The 24,486-nt window shown below is 59.0% G+C and carries 11 protein-coding genes; all 11 read left to right on the top strand.

Annotated features, from left to right (window positions below; all coding sequences use genetic code 11):
- The first annotated feature begins 147 nt into the window (after positions 1-147).
- The 11 genes from PspCFBP13509_RS18030 to PspCFBP13509_RS17980 all read left to right on the top strand — a co-directional run bounded on the left by PspCFBP13509_RS18030 (position 148) and on the right by PspCFBP13509_RS17980 (position 24,434).
- The gene (locus tag PspCFBP13509_RS18030) at positions 148-1,437 is read left to right on the top strand and encodes a glycosyltransferase (RefSeq protein ID WP_137212441.1); all 1,290 of its coding nucleotides are present in this window, start codon (positions 148-150) and stop codon (positions 1,435-1,437) included.
- Positions 1,438-1,509: 72 nt separating this feature from the next.
- Positions 1,510-2,415: an AraC family transcriptional regulator gene (locus tag PspCFBP13509_RS18025; RefSeq protein ID WP_027606399.1), complete on the top strand. Its 906-nt coding sequence runs from the start codon at positions 1,510-1,512 to the stop codon at positions 2,413-2,415.
- Positions 2,416-2,564: 149 nt separating this feature from the next.
- Positions 2,565-9,122 (top strand): hypothetical protein, encoded by a 6,558-nt coding sequence (locus PspCFBP13509_RS18020; protein WP_137212440.1) that lies wholly within the window; start codon positions 2,565-2,567, stop codon positions 9,120-9,122.
- Positions 9,123-9,329: 207 nt separating this feature from the next.
- On the top strand, positions 9,330-15,722 hold the full coding sequence (locus tag PspCFBP13509_RS18015; protein WP_137212439.1) for a hypothetical protein: 6,393 nt from the start codon (positions 9,330-9,332) through the stop codon (positions 15,720-15,722).
- 274 nt (positions 15,723-15,996) lie between these two features.
- On the top strand, positions 15,997-17,307 hold the full coding sequence (locus PspCFBP13509_RS18010; protein ID WP_027606401.1) for an ABC transporter substrate-binding protein: 1,311 nt from the start codon (positions 15,997-15,999) through the stop codon (positions 17,305-17,307).
- A gap of 135 nt (positions 17,308-17,442) precedes the next feature.
- Positions 17,443-18,333 carry a carbohydrate ABC transporter permease gene (locus PspCFBP13509_RS18005; protein ID WP_051429369.1) on the top strand — a complete coding sequence of 297 codons (891 nt, stop codon included), beginning with the start codon at positions 17,443-17,445 and terminating at the stop codon, positions 18,331-18,333.
- A gap of 10 nt (positions 18,334-18,343) precedes the next feature.
- Positions 18,344-19,174, top strand: coding sequence for a carbohydrate ABC transporter permease (locus PspCFBP13509_RS18000; RefSeq protein ID WP_027606403.1), 831 nt, complete (start codon positions 18,344-18,346; stop codon positions 19,172-19,174).
- Between the two features lie 37 nt (positions 19,175-19,211).
- Positions 19,212-20,315, top strand: coding sequence for an ABC transporter ATP-binding protein (locus PspCFBP13509_RS17995; RefSeq protein WP_065927852.1), 1,104 nt, complete (start codon positions 19,212-19,214; stop codon positions 20,313-20,315).
- Positions 20,316-20,330: 15 nt separating this feature from the next.
- The gene (locus PspCFBP13509_RS17990) at positions 20,331-21,812 is read left to right on the top strand and encodes a mannitol dehydrogenase family protein (protein WP_137212438.1); all 1,482 of its coding nucleotides are present in this window, start codon (positions 20,331-20,333) and stop codon (positions 21,810-21,812) included.
- Between the two features lie 189 nt (positions 21,813-22,001).
- Complete coding sequence (xylB, locus tag PspCFBP13509_RS17985; RefSeq protein WP_065927854.1) at positions 22,002-23,483, top strand: xylulokinase; 1,482 nt, start codon at positions 22,002-22,004, stop codon at positions 23,481-23,483.
- 12 nt (positions 23,484-23,495) lie between these two features.
- Complete coding sequence (locus PspCFBP13509_RS17980; protein WP_065927855.1) at positions 23,496-24,434, top strand: carbohydrate kinase family protein; 939 nt, start codon at positions 23,496-23,498, stop codon at positions 24,432-24,434.
- Positions 24,435-24,486 lie beyond the last annotated feature (52 nt).

Genomic DNA, 24,486 nt, shown 5'->3' with positions numbered 1-24,486 from the left:
TATGCTGGGTTTTGGTTAAACGAATTCGAGAGGCGGAAGTTAACCACAAAGTACCGTGGCTACCTACCGCCAGACACAAATTGTCATGCCACGCGGTTGTGGTTTAATTGCGCGCTTTGCGCCTGCCCTCCAAGGAAACCGTTTCTAATGAATCAGCCCGCCACCAAAGTCCTGGTCATTGGTTATGTCTGGCCGGAGCCCCGTTCCTCGGCCGCGGGCGGGCATATGATGCAGATCCTCGAAACTTTTCTTACGCAAGGTTGGGATATTACCTTCAGCAGCCCGGCAGCACTGGGCGAGCACAAGGCCGACCTGCTGGCGCTGGGCATCGCCGAATGCGCGATTGAGCTCAATAACAGCAGTTTCGACGATTTTATCCGCGAACTGGCCCCGGACATCGTGCTGTTCGACCGTTTCATGATGGAAGAACAGTTTGGCTGGCGCGTGGAGAAGTGTTGCCCCGACGCCCTGCGCGTGCTGGAGACCTCCGACCTGCAAAGCCTGCGCGACGCCCGTCAGCAGCGCCTCAAGGCGCACCTCAAGGCCCACCCGGGCAGCGACGACTTCAGCGCGCTGTTCGCCCCGGCCCTGGAGGAGGCGTTCCAACTGATGGCCGACACCGACCTGGCCAAGCGCGAAATCGCCGCGATTTACCGCTGCGACATCAGCCTGATGATCTCCGACGTGGAAATCCGCCTGCTCACCGAACAGTTCAAGCTGCCCGCCGCCCTGCTCCACTGGTGCCCGCTGATGATGACGCCGCCAACCGAGGCCTTCGTACCGTTCGAAGAGCGTGCACACTTCCTCAGCATCGGTAACTTCCGCCATGCGCCGAACTGGGACGCCGTACTGTGGATGAAGAACAGCGTCTGGCCAATAATTCGCCAGCAATTGCCGGGCGCCCAGCTGCATATCTACGGCGCCTACACCCCGCCCAAGGCCACCGCCCTGCACAACCCGGCGCAGGGCTTTCATGTGATGAACTGGGCCGAAGATGCCCTGCAAGTGATGAGCGCCGCGCGCATCTGCCTGGCGCCCCTGCGCTTTGGCGCGGGTATCAAGGGCAAGCTGGCCGATGCGATGCTGTGCGGCACGCCCAACATCACTACCCCCATCGGCGCGGAGGCCATGGGCGATGAGCGGCCATGGCCCGGCGCCATCGAGCAATGCGCCGAAGCCCTGGCGGCGGCGGCCGTGGCGCTTTATCAGGATCGCGAACGCTGGACCCAGGCCCAGCAGGATGGGCGCCAACTGATTGCCGGCCGTTATGACCGCACTGTCCACGGGCCTGCACTGGTGGAGTGCCTGCAACACTGCCGCAGCCACCTCGCCGCCCATCGCCGCAGCAACTTCACCGGCAGCATGCTGCGCCACCATGCGCATAAAAGTACGCAGTACATGTCCCAGTGGATCGAGGCGAAAAACCGTAGCCTGTAAACCGCGGCGCTGGCGAGGTCGTGCGCGAGGGGGCATTATCCCAAGCAGCAACCACAATAAAGCGACGGCAGCATGACCCGAGCAACGCGAATCACCGACCCTTCCTACGAGCTGATGGACGATCACAACGGCCTGTCCATCATCTATCGCCAGCATGGTTTCCCCTGCCCGCTGGTGCGCTGGCATTTCCACAAGGAATACGAGCTTCACCTGATCGTCGCCAGTTCCGGCAAGGTGTTTATTGGCGACTATATCGGCAACTTCTATCCGGAGAGCCTGTTCCTCACGGGGCCCAACCTGCCCCACAACTGGATCAGCCAGGTGGAGGAAGACGAAGTGGTGCCCAAGCGCGACATGCTGGTGAACTTCACCGATGAGCTGTTCGAGCAGGGCAGCCATATTTTTGCCGAGCTCAAGACCTTGACGCCCATGCTGGAACGCGCGCAGTCCGGCATTGAGTTTCGCTGCAAGAAAACCATCGCCCAGGCCATGACCCTGATGCAGCGTATCGAAGACGCCCGGGGCATGGCGCGCCTGGGGCACTTCTTTATCCTGCTGGAAGTGTTGAGTAGCTGTGAGGACTACCAGTTGCTGTCCGGCGTGACCACGCCGCAACTGGCGGATGAACATAGTATCGACCGCACCAACCGCGCGGTGGACTACATTTTCGCCCACTACGCGCGCGAGTTGCCCCTGGAGGAAGTGGCGGAACACCTGGGGATGAAGCCGACGTACTTTTCCCGGGTGTTCAAGCAGGCGACCGGGCGCACGTTTATCGAGTTTGTAAATCGGCTGCGCATCAGCAAGTCCTGCGAGCTTCTGGCCGATGGCGACAAGGCCGTGACGGATGTGTGTTTCGAGTCGGGTTTCAACAATATTTCCAACTTCAACCGGCGCTTTCAGCAGCTCAAGGGGATGACCCCCTCTCACTACCGCCGTTTGGCAGTTCAGCGTCTGACGGAACAAAACCTGGCCTGACCCAGCACCTAAACAGGTGCTTACAAAGCGTGTCGGCAATTCCCACCCCAAACAGGAACGTGGAACAAGCCCCAGGCCACTTAGCGAAGTGCCTCTCTCGTTTAACCAGCAAGAGGGGAACTCAATCTACGCAGGCATAGGGTAGTTCCATGATCAATGTTCGGCCGTCGCACACGCCAGGTTTCTTCATTCCAAAGGAACTGAATCTGCCCACAAAACCTGCCGGGTCAGTGACACCCCAAGTCATCGAGCTGTTTCTTAAACGCTTGAACGACGCTCAACCCATGCGGGCGAGCGCCCAAGCGAGTGATATACCCTTGCCAGACCGCACGCGCATCGAGCAGTTGCTCAGGTTTGCGGTCACCAAAGAACAGCCCAGCCTGGACGAACAAATCAGCCAGTTGATCAAGAACACACGTGAACCGCTGGCGGACGTAGCGCTGCACAATGAGGTGGGACAGCGACTCAACCAGCCCAGCACAATCAATCCGCAAAAAACCTATGCCCAGCTTATTCAGGAGATACTGGATGGCGCCTCGCCCAGTGCACCAAACACTTACCCTGCCCCGCCGCGCCTGAGCCGAAAGCGCCGTGATACTTCATCAACCTCCGCCCCACGCATTGCACCCGTTCGCCAGTTCGCCGAAGCCTTGGTTGAAAACGGTGACCGACAATTGGCCATAGGCGTCGCCAATAGCTTGATGCGCCAACGGCTTGCCGTCGAGAAAGGTCACTCCGGCGATGCCGAGGACAAGGTGACCATCCCGGCCGACTCCACCTTCGGCCACGCCTGGGCGGAACTGGCTGAAGCGCTGCACTCGGAACCGTTCAAATCGTTTGCCGAGGCCAGGAAGCTCGATCTCTCCCAACTGACCATGACTCCCGAAGGCCGCCTGATCGAAACAGGCAAGGAGCCGCCTGCCGACTTCTCCCTGGGTAACGACGCCCGCTGGGCAGCCGCGTCAGGGGCGGTATTGGCCGCAGTCAAAAGGATCGCCGGGAACACCTCGCTGGCCGTTGATTTCCATGGGCGCAATCAAGCTTCGGCCTTCAACGTCGCCGCTTTCTACGGCCTGCAACTGGGTCAAATCGAAAGCGACCACACCTTGCTTGCCATCGGACAACTGCTGAGCGAGGGCAACTTCCACGCGTTCAACACTACCGATCCGAACTACGCCACGGTTTACGCGCCGGTCAAACAGCGACAGCGAGAAGCCAGCCAACGAATCATGGATTTACCGCCGGATCAATTGAAACTGCGCCTCGAGCAGTTCACACCCTCAAGCGTGGAGCAAAAGGTCCAGGAAGCCGATCGGGCCCTGGCACAACAGTGCAGCCAGGCCATGCTGAAACTCACACCTCAATTGCGAATCGAAGGCGACGATTTCCCGCCGGTGCTCAAAGAGGTTCCGGAGTATTCGACCTTCTACCAGGTGCGCAAAAACCTCCTGGATGCGCTGACCGGCAGTGCCTTTACCACCTTTGCACAAGAAAAAAACGTTGAGGCCGGCAGCGTGCGTATCCACCCCGTCACCGGTGAGCTGACAGGCAAGGTGAATGGCAGGGACACCCTCTTTGTCCCGAACGATCTTTCGGGCTGGGGTGGCGTCTGGGCAGAAATAGCCGATGCAATCCGGCAGATGGCGGCCGGAGCGGAACGCCCCGTTCGATACCCCTCCCCACCCTCTGCATCACTGTATGAGGTCATGTGGTTTTACAAGGAAGAGATACCTCGTCAACAAAACGGCCTACCCGCCCTGGTCTCGCTTCTCGATCGAAGTATCGAGATGACCGGTAACAACGGTTTCAAGGCATTCACAGACCCCCACGCGGACAGCACCTGGTATACGGCTGTACGTGAGCGCCAATACGCCATCACCCAACAGCTTGCCGACACGCCCACTACCGGCTCTGAACTTGAAACCCTGGCGGCCGCTGTGAAGTCGGGTCTCAGCGCGACGGTGGAGAGCGCACCGTCCCCGCAAGACGCCCTGGCCAGCGCCGAAAGCGCACTGGCCACCGCCACGTATCGCGCAATGCACGGGCTGAAAAACAATCCCGCCCAAGCCTCGACGAGGATGATCGGACCGATCCCGGCTGACAGCCTGCTCGGCCAATGGCGCAGCTACCTGGACAAAGCCATCAAGGCGCGTGGTTTCACCGAGTGGGCCGAGAAACACAAGGTTGATTTGACCTCTCTGCGCTTTGACCCCGATGGCGAGGCGCTGATCGGCAAAATCGACGGCGTTGACCGGCGCTTTGGCGCCGCCGACTTTGCGAAAAACCACCCCGAGCATTTCGACGTGCTGGCGCCGGTGCTCAGCGCCGCCAGGGTATTTGCGACGCCTGGAAGGCCGTTCACACTGTCTCAAGCCAGCAGCAACACCGTGCCGCTGGACTGGGTAGGCCGCTTTTATGGCATCACTACGCAGCCCGGCAGCCAGGCATTCGACACCAGCATGACGCAGCTGGACAGTATGAAGATGTTCCCAAGGAGTCCCGACCACCCGGAACAAATGGTGAATTGGCTGAACCAGCAAAAAACCGCATTGGGTGACAGCAACGATCGGTATGCACTGATCAATCAGCTCAAGCAGGGCAACCTTTCTAACGACGACACCACGCGCTTCATTGTCGACCCGGCTTCGTCCCATCGGCCTAAAGGCGAGACGACCGTGCAGAAATTCCTCGCGGATCAGGGCTGGTTTGGAGCCACGTCGGCAGCGCAGGTCAATAACCTGTTACTGGCACTGCAGACACCTACGCCGCAAGCTCCGACATTGGGCAACAACTGGGGTTTTCTGGCCACGGACCTCCCGCTGAGCACGGCCCAACGCGAAGCCGTGAGTAGGTTCGTGAAACAATCCATCGTCCCCCATCCCAACCTCTTCAGCTACCTGAGTGCGCAAACCCCTCAGCTCAGCAGCAGCCCTGCACGCGCGCTGGAACAACTGCTGTCCAGCGACAGCGCCCTGGAACTGGCCACGAATCTGCAAACCGAGATGAAGGGTGCAGTCACTTCAACCAGTCTCAAGCAGTGGCTACTGACCGCGTGGGTACTGGAGCTTGATCCCGCGGCCGGCACGCAGCGCAATCGTGTGGCGGGTTATGACTTCATGCAGGCGCAAAACTGGGGCAGGCCTGCGCATGAAATACGCCAAGGCTTTGCACTCCACCTTGATCAGCCCGGCACCGGCGACGTGCCGTCTCAGAAGGCAATGATTGCGGCGCATTTGCTGATGTCAGGTGCCGCACCGCAGTTTCTGGTTAACGATCTGCCCCCGTCTCTTGTTCAGGGCACACCCCAATGGGCGATGTTTCATACGGCTGTAAACCGGATCGAACAAATAGCGCCCGGCGCCACGCGGCACATGAACTTCAAGCAAGTGATGGATTACCACAAGGTCAAGCCTCTCTCCTCCCATGAACAGCTGCAATTGCTCAGAGCGCAAATGAACCCTCTGATTGATTGGGGGATCATCAATGACATCATCGGCAGGAATTCAAATGACGAGTACACGCCAGAGCTGTTGCAAGCGTGTATCAAGGCACTGGGTGAACAAACCACTGCTGTGGCGCAGGCCAAACGCTATATCAAGGATAACCCTGAGCCCACACGACGAGCCCTGGCACTTGAGAACCTCGAGCAAAAATTTGGTAAGGGAATCCCCTATGAACAACGCAGCCTCTGGAGAGAGAGCGATCAGTTATACGGCACCCTGGCGAGCGTGGTCGAAGCCTATGAAGCCGGACAATTGGGGGATACGTACAAGCCAACAAACCTGATCGATAGTTTGACAAGTGGCTCGACCACTCCTGCCTGGGAAGCCAGGGATGCGCGTATCCCTATCCAGGCAATGCATGATCAGGCGAACCAATTGCCCGACGTCAATACACAGTACGACGCAGCGATCGAAAGCGATTTCGTCCCTCGGCGCGCGCACTCGATCGTGATTATCAAGGACCTGCTGTCCAGGCTCCCGGCCGAAGTCCGCAACCATCTGGCCAACGGCAGGATTGAGTACTACAGCGTTCGCGAATCAGACACCAGCATATGGCAAAACCTCAGCGCCAAAACCGGTAAAAAAGGCAGCCATGGCCTACTGATTCGTGCGACCGGACACAACGGGAACATCACCGATGTAGCCGTCTTCCCCGATGCGGGCACGGTAAAAACAATGTCGAAACTGCCGAACCCCATGCCCATAGGCGGTACGAACAAGCATTTCGGCAAGATTTATGACGGCGCCGATGAAGGCCCCCATGAATTGCCATTGGACTTCGCCGCCTTCGATTCGGCGGCGGCGCCACGAGACGGAATGATCTCCAAGGTCATCGTCGACCGCGTCACACCGAGCACGCTGGTGAATGGGGAGCTGGTAAATGACGGTCGGGCCACATTCGGCGACACCCGCTCAAACGCGGCGCCCGCGTTCTTCAATGAGCAACTCGAGAAAATCGCCACCATCTGCGTCGATTCACACTTCCTGCGCAAAGACGAGTACAAGGCGATCAATCATGGTCATAACCCTCTGGAAACAGAAGGCCCCACGTTTCTTGAACGGCTCAATTCCCTGGCGCGCATGATCCCTGGCGTCAGCAGCGTCGAAGACCTTTACGAAGGCAACTACGCCGAGGCCGGCCGGGACCTCTTATTTGATGCGCTGAGCATTGTCGTCCCTGGTGCATTAGGAAAGGTTTGGTCAGTCGCCGCGGAGGCCTTCGAACGTGCAGCCGTCAAGTTTGGAGAAACTGCCGTTGAATCTGCAGCCGAAAGAGCCGTCGCCTCAATGGCGGTTACAGACGTGACTGCCGCCAATACTGCGAAGTCGTCCGGCGCAGTCAGCCGTATGCAGGGCAGCCCTCTGGTGGAACAGACGGACGGTGAATGGAACATGGCGACCGACAGGGCCGACGGTGCGCTTATTCAATCCGGCAGTGCGCAGCAGATCAGGCTCACCGCGGTGCGGCAAGATGGAGAATGGTACGCCTACGACGCCAAGACCATGACAGCTTACGGGCCAGCCCTGGAAGGGTTCGTCTCTGATACGTCTTCAGTCGTGAGACAAGAGACCTTTTCGGACGGTACTCAAGCACTGGTCACGGAAAAACCACTGGCGGCCGACGCCTATACCCTGCCCCGTAGCCATGGCTTTGATCTGGTCAATGAGGGCAAGGTTTACCGTTACGACACCCGCACCCCTGGCGTGCTGAGCGATCTGGAGTCAGCCGATCACTTTAAGCCCCTGGAGGGTTTTGAAGCGACCTGTCCAGCCCCTCCGGTTGCACTGGGCCGGGTCAGGCGCGGGGCCAGTGATACGTGCTTTTCCAAGGAAATAGAGATCGTCGCCGAAACATCGCGCCGGGATCTTCAAGCCCTTGAACACCAGCGCCTGTTCCCCTCGACGCCAGGTTTTTTGAGAAGGGACCAAGTTGTCATTTTCGAGCGACGTCGATACAAGGTGGTCGATGGCGATATGGGCCCCCAACTGGTCCCGATGCCTCAGAACAAACCCATCGTCTACAAATCGCAGATCAGCGGCAGCCTGAAACACGATCCCAATTTTGGTTTTTCCGGCGCACACGCCAGTGATTCGTTTGCGAAGGAAACCCGGGTGGTCAAGCTCAACAAAATCAGCGATGACTGCAATGACAAGCGTGAACTTCGAGGCGTGATTGTGGAGAGGGGCGCAAGTAAAACCAAATACCTGGTGATAGAGGCTGATACCGCAGAGTTTTATTACACCAAGCTGAATGACGCCTCCACCGGCGAGCTGACGTTCAATAAATGCACGCCCCAGGATTTTCCGCTGGTAGAAGGTTACCGAAGCGCGTTCGGTATTCGTCAAGCTGTCAATGAGGCGCCCTTTGATGCCAACTTCATTGCGTTGCCCAAACTGGATTCAGCCTTTAAAGAGCTGGAGCGTTCCGGTTTCCTGAAAGAAGACATCGATCAACTAAAAGCATCGTGTAAAGGCCTTACTCACGAACAACAGCGCGAAGTGATCTATCAGTTGCAGCGGACCAGGGCGATAGGCAAACCGGATATAGCGTTGCGGCCGAACCAAGTTGCCAGGGTCAACCCACCCCGCGATTTCGCCGGTTGGACACAAGGACGAAAAAACGAGTTCTATGCAGTCCAGGCAAAAAACAGCGTGGATCGCGCCATGAAGGCAACCGGGCTGGGGCCCGGCAATATCATCCGCTCAACAGCGGACAAGGCACGCGCAGAGGCGGCAAACATGACCAATGAATGGTTACGCAGAACCGTGCCGGAACATGCCTTGAATCGCCCGAGCCTGATCTTGAAAGCCGGCGCTGGCAACTGTGGAGAAATGGCCTTGCTGTCCAAGGACATCATTGAAAAAAGCGGTGGCAGCGCTTACGAATGGAAAGCTTCAGATGCGCATGCGTTCACCGTCGTCGGAGGTCCCTCCACGCTCCCCCAAGGCACAGTAGACTTCTCGGAACCTGCTTGGGCGGATGCCTGGATTGTCGATGCATGGGCAGATATCGTCTGCCCAGCCAGCCAGTACACACAGAAATTGAGCGAAGTCATGAAGCGCTGGAGTCGTGAAAACCTGAAGATTTTGGAGGGAGGCAAATCCATTGACCCGCTGGACCCAACATGGTTGGAGAAGCTTATCGTAAAACCGAAGACCCCCTATTCTCATGGGTATATCGGCGGGTTGGCCGCGCAGGGATAGGACCCCCTCGTACGCCTGGCGTTTGGCAGCGCAGCGTTTCACGCAACAAAACCTGCGCTGACCAATCCAGGCAAAGACTTACAATCACTCAACGTTCTCACAGCCCTGCACAGGAACGCCCATCAGTCCCTTGGCCACGTATTGAAGTACCTCTCTGTATCTGTCGAGAGGCCATTCTTATAAATACGCCGGTAAAGGGGCAGTCCCATGATCAGCTTTAATCCGCCACACACTGTCAGCACCACGATTTCAAGCGAGATGAATCGGTCCACGCCCCCCATAGGCTCAGTAAGCTCTAAAGTCATCGAGTTTTTTCATAAACGCCTCCAGGATATTCAAACGTTCCCCGCGTCCGCGCAATCGAGTGATGGACTGGCGTCAGCCCGCAAACGTATCGAGCAATTGCTCAGATTCGCCGTGACAAAGGAATACCCCAGCGTAGCCGAGCGCATCAGCCAGTTGATTAAAAGCAGTCATGAGCCACTGACGGACACAGCGCTGCGCAATCAGGTGGAGCAACACCTGAACCAGCCAAGCGCCCTCGACGCGCAAAAAACCTACGCTCAACTTCTTCAGGAAATACTCGACAGTTCGGCCTCCCACACTTCGAACACTCGCCCTGCCCCGTTGCGCTTACGCCGAGATCTGCAAGCCCCTGAACCGGCTTCCGCTACGCGCAATGCGGCGGTTCGCCAATTCACCGATGCCTTGATCGACAGCGGTGACCGGCAGTTGGCCATAGGTGTGGCCAATAGCTTGATGCGCCAACGGCTTGCCGTCGAGAAAGGTCACTCCAGCGATGCCGAGGACAAGGTGATCATCCCGGCCGACTCAACCTTCGGCCAAGCCTGGGCCGAACTTGCCGAGGCGCTGCACTCGGAACCCTTTAAATCGTTTGCCGAGGCCAGGAAGATCGATGTTCGCGGATTGATGATCGACTCCAGTGGACAACTGACCGAAATGCGCGACAACGTGCCGGTCAACCTCTACCTGCATCGGGACGCGGACTGGGCAGCGGCGTCGACCCAAGTGATGAGCGCAGCCAGAAAAGTCTTTGCGGGGAAACAAGGCGTTGTCATGTTTCGCGATAGGGAACACGCATCGGCTTACAACATAGCCTCGTTTTACGGCCTGCAACTGGGCGGCATACGCAGCGACGACACGCTGTTCAGCATCGGACAATTGCTGCGCGAGGCTACCTTCCACGCCTTCAGCAGCACCGATCCGCACTACGCGACCGTTTACGCCCCGGTCAAACAGCGACAAAACGAAGCCAGTCAGCGGCTTATGAATTTACCGCCGGATCAGTTGACGCAACGCCTTGATAGGTTCACATCTTCAACTACGGCACGAAAGGTCCAGGACGCCGATCGAACCCTGGCGCAGCAGTGCAGCCAGGCCGTGATGAGGCTCGCCCCTCAAGCCCGAGTCGAAGGCGAAGCATTCCCGCCGGTGCTCAAAGAGATTCCGGAGTATTCGACCTTCAACCAGGTGCGCAAAAACCTTCTGGATGCGCTGACCGGCAGTGCCTTTACAACCTTTGCACAAGAGCACAACGTTGAGCCCGGCAGCGTTCGTATCCACCCCGTCACCGGTGAGCTGACAGGCAAGGTAAATGGAAAGGATACCCCCTTTGTCCCGAACGATCTTTCGGGCTGGGGTGTTGTCTGGGCAGAAATTGCAGATGCAGTCCGGCAGATGGCGGCTGGAGTGGAGCTACCTGTTCGATACCCCTCCCCACCCTCTGCATCGCTGTATGAGGTCATGAGGTTTTACAACGAAGAGATCCCTCGCCAACAAAACGGCCAACAAGCCGACTGGCGTCAACGCGCGCTGATATCGCTGCTTGATCGAAGTACCGAGATGACCCGTAACAATGGCTTCAAGGCACTCATTGACCCCAGCACGGGCGACAACTTCTCTAAAGGTGTACGTGAGCGCCAATACACCATCAGGCAACAGCGTGCCGACGCGCCCGCGCCCCTCTCTAAACTTGAAACCCTGGCGGCGGCTGTCGAGCCCAGCTCCAGCGCGACAGTGGGCGGCGCACGGTCCCCGCAAGACGCCCTGGCCAGCGCCGAAAGCGCACTGGCCGCCGCTACTCATCGCGCAATGCGCGAGGTGAAAAACAACCCGACCCAAGCCTCGATGAAGATGATCGGACCGATCCCGGCCGCCAGCCTGTTCGGCCAATGGCGCAGCTACCTGGACAAAGCCATCAAGGCGCGCGGTTTCATCGAGTGGGCGGAGAAACACAAGGTTGATTTGACCTCCTTGCGCTTTGACCCCAATCGCGAGGCGCTGATCGGCAAAGTCAACGGCGTTGACCAGCGCTTCAGCGCCGCCGATTTTGCGAAAAACTACCCCGAGCATTTCGACGTGCTGGCGCCGGTGCTCAACGCCGCCAGGGTATTTGCGACGCCTGGAAGGCCGATCACGCTGTCTGACGCCAGCACCACTAACGCACCGCTGGAATGGGTAGGCCGTTTTTATGGCATCACTACGCACCCCCGCAGCCAGGCATTCGAACGCAGCATGACGCAGCTGGAAAGCATGAAGAAGTTCCCAAGGAACCCGGACCACCCGGAACAAATGGTGAATTGGCTGAACCAGCAAAAAACCGCATTGGGGGATAGCAATGATCGCTATGCACTGATCAGTCAGCTCAAGCACGGCAATATCGACAACGACGACACCACCCGTTTCATTGTCGATCCGGGCTCATCCCACCGCCCTAAAGGCGTGACGACCGTGCAGAAATTCCTCACGGATCAGGGCTGGTACGAGGCGAAGTCGGCAGCGCGGGTCGACAACCTGTTACAGGCTCTGCAGACTCCCCTGCCGCAAGCGCCGACACTGGGTAATAACTATGGGTTTCTGGCCTCGGCCCTCCCGCTGAGCAAGGCCCAACGCGAGGCCGTGAGTACCTTCGTAAAACAAGCCATCAGCCCCCATCCCAACCTCCTGAGCCACCTGAGTGCCCAAGTGCCCAAGCTCAGCAGCAGCCCTGCACAAGCACTGGACCAACTGCTGTCCAGTGACAGCGCCCTGGAACTGGCCACGAATCTGCAAACCGAGATGAAAGGTGCAGTCACTTCGACCAGTCTCAAGCAGTGGCTGCTGACCGCTTTGGTACTGGAGCTTGATCCCGAGGCCGGCACCTCACGCAATAGCCTCGCAGGCTTTGATCTGATGCATAAGGATAATTGGGGGTTGGGCACGGACAAGATTCGTGAGCTGTTCAACAACCACTTGACCACAAATCGAAAAATTCCGGCAAACCTTGCGCCAGTAGCCGCGCACCTGTTGATGACGGGCGCTGCGCCCCATCTGCTGGTTAACGATGTGCCATCGACCGTGACGCTGGGCTCGACCGATTGGGTCAGCTTTATGACCGCCGTCAATCGGATCGAACTGAATGCTCCCGGTGCCGCCTCGGGTATGACCTTCGGGCAAGTCATGAACCTTCACCGGATCAGCCCCATTTCCGAACGTGAATCCCAACTGCACTCTGTCGCCCAGATGAACCCGGTGTTGGATTGGGCCATCGTGAATGGCCATATCGTGAGAAATGACAAGGACGAATACACCCTTGAACAGCTCGCCAGCAGCCAGGAGAAGCTCAAAAAACAAAATGATGACATCTCCAGTGCCAGGCACTACTTGAGTAATTTCAACCCACCAAGCAGAAGGGAAATGGCCCTGTCAGAGCTGAGGGAAAAATGGGGTACCGATACCCACTATGAGCGTCCGTACCTCACTGAAATGGTTGGCCCGTTTGGAATGTTTTCCAATACTCGGGCAAGTATTGTCGACGTCTATGAAGCTGGCCGCCTGGGTGAAAGTTGGCGCTGGGAGTCAACGAGGGGGCCCGACTTCGATGCACTTCGCGCGCGCGCCTCCGAGTTGCCTGACATCAACGCGAAATTCAATCAGGCATTTGAAGAAGACTTCGCCCTACGCAGGACCCACACCATTTCCCTGTTCAAAAACATGTTCAGCCAGCTACCGCTGGCGGACCGAGACATCGTCAACAATGGCTCTGCGACAATCCTGCAAGTGAAAGGCACCGGTAGTGGCATCCTGATGCAGTTCACCCATAAGGACCAGTCCAGAACGTTCGCGATCTATCCAGCCTATGGAAAAATAGTGCCGGTCCCCAATATCGAACAGAGAGCACCTTACCGCCAAACCACCGAAGAAACCGTCGACACAGCCGCGTTTAAAACCAACGCCCAGCCAAAACCGGATATCAAATCCAAGGTCCTCATAACACGCCTTGATCAAAACAACCTCGTCGACCCGGATCACTTTGCACACGGCAGGCGGCCCTTATATGCGGAGAACGACAAAACTGACCTTTCCAGCTATGACGGAACAAGAATACAGCACCTCGCCGAGGTGCTGGTTGACAGTGTGTACTTGAACAAGGCGGCTGCACTCGCTACGCAACGTGGGCTGAACAACGCTGTTGAAAACGGTTTGGAGCTCAGTGACTACTTCCAAAAAGGTTTGCGCTTCTTACCGGGAGGCTCGAGCCTCGTGGACATCTACCACGGTGAATATGCTAAGGCGGTAAAAGACCTGGGCGTTGATATCGCGATCTACGTATTTACCGAGGGCGTCGGCAAACTCTGCAATGTGGCCAAATCCGGCGCGGCCTGGGCGGCGGCCAAGGCCTCGGCGAAATTCGTCGAAAGGTTTGGGATCGAGGAAACAGAAAGCATTGTGCTCCAAGACCTGACTACCACCGGCGCCGAGAAGGCGTTCAGCTCAGTGAGCCGAATGCAGGGCGGCCAATATACAAAGCCAATTGGAGAGGCGTTTGTCCCGACTGCGGACATGGTTGATGGCACGGTGAGAAACGGCGATACCTCTGCACTTGTCAAATTCACGGCCATTTTCCAGGACGGCGAGTGGTATGCCTATAACCCCAAGACAATGGCGGCTGATGGGCCTGCGCTAAAAGGGTTCGTGCCCGAAAGTAACCAACGCAACGTCAATGGCCTGTTTGACTTTTTTTCCAATGCCGAACCCGATCCGGACATGCCCGCCAGATTCGAGATGAACGTCGTGAACTCGCAGCTAAGAGATGAGCAAGCCTTTAAAGCCGGCTACAACAGCTTGAAACCGGAAACTATACCGGGCTACCGCAGCGACATGGGCAAAGACCGAATCAGACAACTGATTGCAGACACCCCGCTAAGCGCCGAACAAGTGGGAAGCCTGGTTCGGCAACGGGAAAGACTCATCATTGCCGATTCCCGCATCAACATTGAGACGTTCAATCGAGAAGTAGAGGGTGCGGGCGGAACCAGTCGTGGAATGTCCCAAGGCTATTATCTTGCCCTGACACAACCAGGCTCAGACGGTGAATGTGCTGCCCTGTCCAATACGATGGCGCTCGCGCTCTCGGAGGGCACCGAAAACACGTTGATCGATAACGTGCATATGGCCATGGCCAACCCGAAGTCCGCTGGCGGTTCAAAATTCATCTCAGAGCTGTCAGCGTTGCAAGCTAACGTAGACAGACAAAGCACCTTTCAAACCGGGACCTCAGGCGTCCTCACGCCCTACAAGGATATTGGCACAACACTGGGTAACGCCGAGACTTCGAAGACCTTGCTGATCGGCGCGAAAGATCATGGCATGCTCGCGGGGGTTAGGGTCGACCCCGCCGACGCCAGCAAAAAAAGCTGGTTTTATTACGATCCCAACTATGGTTTGGCGACATTCAATTCAGAAACATCAATGAAAGCCGGGCTGGAAAAAACACTGAACAGTGGCAAAGTCGGCAAAGGACTCAACCATTTTGGCAACGCATTCACGGGACCAAAATATAACGTCGGTGTCTTTGATATCAATGCGATGGCACAGCGCAGATTTGATATTGCCCGGGTTAGAGACCTGACCCGGCCAATCAGCCTTGACACAACGCAAGCCGTCACCGACGCCCTGTATGGCCGAATCAGGCTGGGAGGCCCGATGGAAACGGTCAGGCCACTTGATGGCGAAATCCAGACATTTGTCGATACTTATGATGGAAAGCCCCGGCTCAATATTATCGGACACGCCCCTGAGCCAGAAAACCCAGGCGATCCGATAAAAATCGTCGGTGACAATGACGCACGCTATTCGGCCGCAGAGGTTAATCAAAAGCTGCTGGATCGAGGCGTAGACATTCGTGACTACGCCAATGTCCGGACATTGACCTGCTTCTCCGCAAGTGGCGGCACTCGTTCGTTCGCTAACGAGTTGAATAAGCTAACGGGCGTCCCCGTAAAGGGATTTGAAGGTCCGGTAACGACCGAATGGATGGCGGGTACAGATCTGAATGAGCAATATCAACTGCTATTAAAGCGCGCCAGGACAAAGTACCCGAAATTCAAGCAAGAAGACATCGAGTGGATCGCGGAAAATGACCTGAATAAAATCTATCATAATAAATTCAGAGTCTTTACCGTTAGAAAGGACGTGGGCACTCTTGTCGAGGCCAATATGGGAACAACGAAAAAACCGGTATATGTCACGCTTCCAGTCGATTATCGACCTGTACGTTTCGGCCCCGCCAAAGCACCCAAGGAATCCGTCACGCTTTGACCGCTGAACCATTAGCATGATGAAAGAAGCGAGGGAAGCCAATGCAACGGTGCCCCCTCGCTGCTGCCGCGTGAATACGCGACACACCACGCTTGATGGTTTCAGCTGTTTACCTAACGAGTGCAAAAAAGTATCAGTCCAAGTGCTCCCAAGGATTTGTCACAACCCCGTTTGAAGGCTGTAATCAACGCACACTCTTCCTGACTCCCCGTAGGAAGACACAACAACAATAACTGTCCTTCCGTAGCCCCTGGGCGCGGAAATGGAGTGCGCGATGAAGTTCACAGCAAAAGCTCTGCTTGCCTGTACCTGTATGACCCTCAGCGCCGTCAGCCTTGGCGCGCAAACCCTGACCATTGCCACCGTCAACAACAGCGACATGATCCGCATGCAGAAGCTCTCGAAAACCTTCGAGGCCGAGCATCCGGAGATCAAGCTGAACTGGGTGGTGCTGGAAGAAAACGTGCTGCGCCAACGCCTGACCACTGACATCGCCACCCAGGGCGGGCAGTTCGATGTGTTGACCATCGGCATGTACGAAGCCGCACTCTGGGGCGCCAAGGGTTGGCTCGAACCGATGAAGGACCTGCCGGCGTCCTACGACCTCGACGACGTATTCCCTTCCGTGCGTGACGGTTTGTCGGTCAAGGGTTCGCTGTACGCCCTGCCGTTCTATGCGGAAAGCTCAATCACCTACTACCGCACCGACCTGTTCAAGGACGCCGGGCTGAGCATGCCCGAGCACCCGACCTGGAGCCAGATCGGCGAATTCGCGGCCAAACTCACCGACAAGAGCAAAGAGCAATACGGCCTGTGCCTGCGCGGCAAAGCCGGTTGGGGCGAGAACATGGCGCTGATCACCACCCTGGCCAACGGCTACGGTGCGCGCTGGTTCGATGAGAAGTGGCAGCCTGAATTCAACGGCCCCGAATGGAAGGACGCGCTGAACTTCTACGTCGACAACATGAAGAAATCCGGCCCGCCGGGTGCTTCCAGCAACGGTTTCAACGAAAACCTGGCGCTGTTCAACAGCGGCAAGTGCGCGATCTGGGTCGATGCCAGCGTCGCCGGCTCGTTCGTCACCGACAAGACCCAAAGCAAAGTGGCCGACCATGTGGGCTTCACCTTTGCCCCCCACGAAAAAACCGACAAGGGCACGTCGTGGCTGTACTCCTGGAGCCTGGCGATCCCGACCAGCTCCAAGGCCAAGGATGCCGCCAAGGTGTTCACCAGTTGGGCCACCTCCAAGGAATACGGTGCCTTGGTCGCCAAGACCGACGGCGTTGCCAACGTGCCGCCAGGTACCCGCAAGTCGACCTACAGCGACGAGTACATGAAGGCCGCGCCGTTCGCCAAGGTGACCCTGGAATCGCTGAAAGTCGCCGACCCGACCAAACCGACCCTCAAGCCGGTGCCGTATATCGGTATCCAGCTGGTGACCATTCCTGAGTTCCAGGCGATTGGGACCCAGGTCGGCAAGTTCTTCTCCGGCGCGCTGACCGGCCAGCAAACGGTCGATGCTGCACTGACCGCCGCGCAGACCACCACCGAGCGTGAAATGAAGCGGGCGGGTTACCCCAAGTAACCCCCCGATCCTGTAGGAGCGAGCTTGCTCGCGAAAAAGGTACATCCGACGCCGCAAGGCGCCTGAAATACCTTCGCGAGCAAGCTCGCTCCTACAGGGGTTTTACGCACCTGTACCTGACTGGCCTTGACTATCATGAATACATCCGCCAAAAACCGCCTGGCCAACCCCGGCTGGTTCCTCGTCACGCCCTCGGTCGCCCTGCTGCTGCTGTGGATGATCGTGCCGCTGGGCATGACCCTGTACTTTTCGCTGATTCGCTACAACCTGCTCTACCCCGGCGAGAACCAATTCGTGGGGCTGGAGAACTTCACCTACTTCATCACTGACTCGGGTTTCCTGCCCGGCGCCACCAATACGTTGTTGCTGGTGGGCAGCGTGCTGCTGATCAGCGTGGTGTTCGGCGTGTTGATCAGTGCGCTGCTGGAGGCCAGTGAGTTCCTCGGGCGTGGCATCGTCCGGGTGCTGTTGATTTCGCCGTTCTTCATCATGCCCACCGTCGGTGCGCTGATCTGGAAGAACCTGATTTTCCACCCGGTGTCGGGGATTCTCGCGGCCGTGTGGAAGTTCTTCGGCGCCGAGCCCGTGGACTGGCTGGCGCACTATCCGTTGCTGTCGATCATCATCATTGTGTCGTGGCAATGGCTGCCGTTCGCGATCCTGCTGCTGATGACCGCCATGCAGTCCCTCGACCAGGAACAAAAGGAAGCCGCGCGCCTGGACGGTGCCGGTGCCATCGCGATTTTCTGGCACCTGACCCTGCCCCACCTGGCCCGCCCGATTGCCGTGGTGGTGATGATCGAAACGATCTTCCTGCTCTCGGTGTTCGCCGAAATCTTCACCACCACCAACGGTGGCCCCGGCTACGCCTCGACCAACCTCGCCTACCTGATCTACAACCAGGCATTGGTGCAGTTCGACGTGGGCATGGCCTCGGCCGGCGGCTTGATCGCCGTGGTCATCGCCAATATCGCGGCGATCATCCTGGTGCGGATGATCGGCAAAAACCTGACTGACAAGCCTTGAGGGCCGCGCCATGACGCTTCAACAATCCCGCCGCCTGCAAAGCCTGTTGCTCGGCACCCTGGCCTGGGCCATCGCGATCCTGATTTTCTTCCCGATCTTCTGGATGGTGCTGACCAGCTTCAAGACCGAAATCGACGCGTTCGCCACGCCGCCGCAGTTCATCTTCACGCCGACCCTGGAGAACTACCTGCACATCAACGAGCGCAGCAACTACTTCAGCTATGCCTGGAATTCGGTGCTGATTTCATTCAGCGCCACCGCCCTGTGCCTGCTGATTTCGGTGCCGGCCGCCTACTCCATGGCGTTCTACGAAACCAAACGCACCAAGAGCACGCTGCTGTGGATGCTCTCCACCAAGATGCTGCCACCGGTGGGCGTGCTGATGCCGATCTACCTGCTGGCCAAGAGCTTTGGCCTGCTGGATACGCGCATCGCGCTGATCATCATCTACACCCTGATCAACCTGCCGATCGTGGTCTGGATGGTTTACACCTACTTCAAGGACATCCCCAAGGACATCCTCGAAGCCGCGCGCCTGGACGGCGCCACGCTGTGGCAGGAAATGGTCCGGGTGCTGCTGCCGATCGCCAAGGGCGGCCTGGCCTCCACGGTGCTGCTGTCGCTGATCCTGTGCTGGAACGAAGCCTTCTGGTCGTTGAACCTGACCTCGTCCAACGCAGCGCCGTTGACCGCACTGATCGCTTCCTACTCCAGCCCCGAAGGCTTGTTCTGGGCCAAATTGTCTGCCGTCTCGACCCTGGCCTGCGCGCCGATCCTGATCTTTGGCTGGATCAGCCAGAAACAGCTGGTGCGCGGTTTGTCCTTCGGCGCCGTGAAATAACGGTTTCCTATAAAAATTCAAAAAGGAGGCCCATCCCATGGCCAACCTGAAAATCAAGAATCTGCAAAAAGGCTTCGAAGGTTTCTCGATCATCAAGGGCATCGACCTGGAAGTGAACGACAAGGAATTCGTGGTCTTCGTCGGCCCCTCGGGCTGCGGTAAATCCACCCTGCTGCGCCTGATCGCCGGCCTCGAAGAAGTGAGCGAAGGCACCATCGAACTGGATGGCCGCGACATCACCGAAGTCACCCCGGCCAAGCGCGACCTGGCGATGGTGTTCCAGACCTATGCCCTGTACCCGCACATGAGCGTGCGCAAGAACATGTCATTTGCCCTGGACCTGGCCGGCGTCGACAAGCAGCTGGTGGAGAGCAAGGTCAACGAAGCGGCGCGCATCCTCGAACTGGGCCCGCTGCTGGAGCGCAAGCCCAAGCAACTCTCCGGTGGCCAGCGCCAGCGTGTGGCGATCGGCCGGGCGATTGTGCGCAACCCGAAGATCTTCCTGTTCGACGAGCCGTTGTCCAACCTCGACGCCGCCCTGCGCGTGCAGATGCGCCTGGAACTGGCGCGCCTGCACAAAGAGCTGCAAGCGACCATGATCTACGTGACCCATGACCAGGTTGAAGCCATGACCCTGGCCGACAAGGTGGTCGTGTTGAACAGCGGGCGTATCGAGCAGGTCGGCTCGCCGCTGGAGCTGTACCACCAGCCGGCCAACCTGTTTGTGGCGGGTTTTCTCGGCACGCCGAAAATGGGCTTCCTCAAGGGCAAGGTCACCCGCGTCGACGGCCAAGGCTGTGAGGTGCAGCTGGACGCCGGCACTCTGATCAGCCTGCCGCTGAGCGGCGCCAGCCTGAGCGTGGGCAGCGCGGTGACCCTGGGCATTCGTCCGGAGCACCTGGAAATTGCGTCGCCTGGGCAAACCACCCTGACGGTGACGGCCGACGTCGGCGAGCGCCTGGGCAGCGACACCTTCTGCCACGTCATCACCTCGAATGGCGAGCCGCTGACCATGCGGATTCGCGGCGACATGGCCAGCCAATACGGCGAAACGCTGCACCTGCACCTGGACCCGGCACACTGCCATCTGTTCGACACCGACGGTGTCGCCGTGGCCCGCCCACTGCGCGCCGCCGCCTGATTTGCGAGATTTGTGATGAAACTGAATAAACAGAACCTCACCCAGCTGGCGCCGGAAGTCAAACTGCCGGCCTACGCCATTGCGAGTACCTCCCAGGGTATCGCCCATATCGGCGTCGGCGGCTTCCATCGCGCGCACCAGGCGTATTACACCGATGCGCTGATGAATACCGGCGAGGGCCTGGACTGGAGCATCTGCGGCGTTGGCCTGCGCAGCGAGGACCGCAAGGCCCGCGATGACCTGGCCGGCCAGGACTACCTGTTCACCCTGTACGAACTGGGCGACACCGACGACACCGAAGTGCGCGTGATCGGCTCGATCAGCGACATGCTGCTGGCCGAAGACAGCGCCCAGGCATTGATCGATAAACTGGCCAGCCCCGAGATTCGCATCGTCTCGCTGACCATCACCGAAGGCGGCTACTGCATCGACGACAGCAACGGTGAGTTTATGGCCCACTTGCCGCAGATCCAGCACGACCTGGCTCATCCGTCGTCGCCAAAAACCGTGTTCGGCTTTATCTGCGCGGCATTGACCCAGCGCCGCGCGGCCGGCATCCCGGCGTTTACCGTGATGTCCTGCGATAACCTGCCCCACAATGGCGCTGTCACGCGCAAGGCACTGTTGGCGTTCGCCGCCCTGCACAATGCCGAGCTGCATGACTGGATCAAGGCCCATGTGAGCTTCCCGAACGCCATGGTCGACCGCATCACGCCGATGACCAGCACCGCCCACCGCCTGCAACTGCACGATGAACACGGCATCGACGATGCCTGGCCAGTTGTTTGCGAACCCTTTGTGCAGTGGGTACTGGAAGACAAATTCGTCAACGGCCGCCCGGCGTGGGAAAAGGTTGGCGTGCAGTTCACCGACGATGTGACACCCTATGAAGAGATGAAGATCGGCTTGCTCAACGGCAGCCACCTGGCCCTGACCTACCTGGGTTTTCTCAAGGGCTATCGGTTTGTGCACGAGGCCATGAACGACCCGCTGTTCGTGGCCTACATGCGCGCCTACATGGACCTCGACGTCACGCCAAACCTCGCGCCGGTACCGGGCATCGACCTGACCGACTACAAGCAGACCCTGGTGGACCGCTTCTCCAACCAGGCGATTGCCGACCAGTTGGAACGGGTGTGTTCGGATGGCTCGTCGAAGTTTCCCAAGTTCACCGTGCCGACCATCAACCGCCTGATTGCCGACGGCCGTGAGACCGAGCGTGCAGCACTGGTCGTCGCGGCCTGGGCCTTGTATTTGAAGGGTGTGGATGAGAATGGCGTGAGCTACACAATCCCCGATCCGCGCGCCGAGTTCTGCCAGGGGCTGGTGAGTGACGATGCACTGATCAGCCAGCGGTTGCTGGCAGTGGAAGAGATTTTCGGTACGGCTATTCCCAACTCGCCTGAGTTTGTGGCAGCGTTCGAGCGGTGCTATGGGAGCCTGCGTGATAACGGCGTCACCACTACCCTGAAGCACCTCCTGAAGAAACCGGTTTAAATGTGGGAGGGGGCTTGCTGTGGTGCGGGCTTGCTGTGGTGAGCGGGCTTGCCCCGCGCCAGGCTGCGAAGCAGCCCACAAATCTGTGGTGAACCCGTCGGGGGACAAGCCCCACTCACCACAGCAAGCCCCCTCCCACACTGGACCGGGTTGCCAATCCAAAAAAATAACACCGCTGAGCACACCCTCATGACCCAGCAAAACCTGTTCCTCGGCATCGACTGCGGCACCCAAGGCACCAAGGCCATCGTCCTCGACGCGTCCAGCGGCAAGGTACTGGGCCTGGGCGCCGCCGCGCACACCCTGATCAGCGGCGCCAATGGCCGTCGCGAGCAGCACACCCAGGAATGGCTGGACGCCTTTACCGAAGCCACCCACCGCGCCTTGCAACAGGCCGGCGTGGACGGCCAGGACATCCTCGGCATCGGCGTGTCCGGCCAGCAGCACGGCCTGGTGTTGCTGGATGACAGCGGCCAGGTGCTGCGCCCGGCCAAGCTGTGGTGCGACACCGAAACCGCGCTGGAGAACGAGCGCCTGCTGGCCTACCTGGGCGGCGAAGGCGGCTCGCTGGAACGCCTGGGCGTGGCGATTGCGCCGGGCTACACCGTGTCGAAACTGCTGTGGACCCGCGAGCAGCACCCGGATGTGTTCGCGCGCATCGCCCATGTGCTGCTGCCCCACGACTACCTCAACTACTGGCTCACCGGCCGCGCGGTCGCGGAATACGGCGATGCCTCGGGCACCGGTTACTTCAACGTGCGCACCCGCGCCTGGGATATGGCGCTGCTCAAGCACATCGACCCCAGCGGCCGTCTCGAAGCTGCGCTGCCGACATTGATCGAAGCCGATCAAAGCGTAGGCACGATCCTGCCGGCCATCGCCGAACGCCTGGGCATCAACCCCAATGCCAGGGTGTCCAGCGGCGGCGGCGACAACATGATGGGTGCCATCGGCACGGGCAATATCGCCCCCGGCGTGATCACCATGAGCCTGGGCTCGTCCGGCACCGTGTATGCCTTCGCCGACCAGCCCAATGTCAGCCCGCAGGCGTCGGTCGCAACCTTCTGCTCGTCCAGCGGCGGCTGGCTGCCGTTGATCTGCACCATGAACCTGACCAACGCTACCGGGGTGATTCGCGAGTTGTTCGAGCTGGACCTCAACGCCTTCAACGCACTGGTCGAGCAAGCCCCGATTGGCGCCGATGGCGTCAGCATGCTGCCGTTCCTCAATGGCGAACGCGTACCCGCCCTGCCCCACGCCACCGGCAGCCTGCATGGGCTGACCATGACCAACCTGACCCGTGCCAACCTGTGCCGCGCGGTGGTCGAAGGCACCACCTTCGGCCTGCGCTACGGCCTCGATCTGCTACGCCACACCGGCCTGCAAAGCCAGAGCATCCGCCTGATCGGCGGCGGCTCGAAAAGCCCGGTGTGGCGGCAGATGGTCGCCGATATCATGAACACCGAAGTGATCTGCACCGAACAAAGCGAAGCCGCCGCCCTGGGCGCGGCGATCCAGGCGGCGTGGAGCCAGTCCGGAGAGTCCCTGGCCAGCCTGTGCGACAAATGCGTGAGCGTCGACCCGGCCAGCCGTACCCTGCCGGTGGCGGCCAATGTCGGCGCCTATCAACTGGCTTACGAACGCTATCAACAGCACGTGGCAACCCTTTAAGAGCGAACGACTATGTATCTGGTGTGTGGTGAAGCGCTGTTTGATTTTTTCAGCGAGGAAGATGCCAGCGGGCAGGCCTCCAAGGTCACTTACAAGGCGATTGCCGGTGGTTCACCGTTCAACGTCGCGGTGGGTTTGCGCCGCCTGGGCATTGAGGCCGGGTTGTTCGGCGGCCTGTCCAGCGACTTCCTCGGACGGCGCCTGTTGCAGGTGCTCAAGGATGAAGGCGTCAGCGAGCGGTTCCTGGTGGAGTTCGCCGCGCCGACCACCTTGTCGATGGTCGCCGTGGGCGCCGATGGCTCACCGCAGTACAACTTCCGTGGTGAAGGCTGCGCCGACCGACTGCTGGAAGTCGCGCATTTGCCGGTCCTCGGCGATGAGGTGCGCGGGCTGCATATCGGTTCGTTCTCCCTGGTGGTGCAACCGATCGGCGACACCCTGCTGAGCCTGGTCAAGCGCGAAAGCGGCAAGCGCCTGATCAGCCTCGACCCCAACGTGCGCCTTAATCCGCAGCCGGATATCCAACTGTGGCGCGACCGCGTCGCCGAGTTGGCCAAGCATGCCGACCTGATCAAGGTCAGCGACGAAGACCTGCACCTGCTCTACCCCGGCCAGTCGCCGGAAAGCGTGCTGCAGGGCTGGCTGCAACACCGTTGCCAGCTGGTGTTCCTCACCCGTGGCGGCGATGGCGCCAGTGTGTTCAGCCGTCAGCATGGCACCTGGTCGCAACCGGCACAGCGCGTGGTGATGGCGGATACCGTGGGTGCCGGGGATACCTTCCAGGCCGCGTTGATTGCCTGGCTGACCGAGCACCAGCTGGACTCGGTGCAAGGCCTGCAACAACTGACCCGCGTGCAGATCGACGCCATGCTCGGTTTTGCCATCCGCGCTGCGGCACTGACGTGCGGCAAGACCGGGCCGGACCTGCCGTATCGCCAGCAGCTTGGATGAAGGTTTTGTCAGCCAGGGCAAAATTAATCGATGGTTAATCCCGCAAGTCGAG

It is taken from the genome of Pseudomonas sp. CFBP13509, from assembly GCF_005233485.1.
GTDB lineage: Bacteria > Pseudomonadota > Gammaproteobacteria > Pseudomonadales > Pseudomonadaceae > Aquipseudomonas > Aquipseudomonas marginalis.
This window is presented reverse-complemented; position numbering and strand designations above follow the sequence as displayed.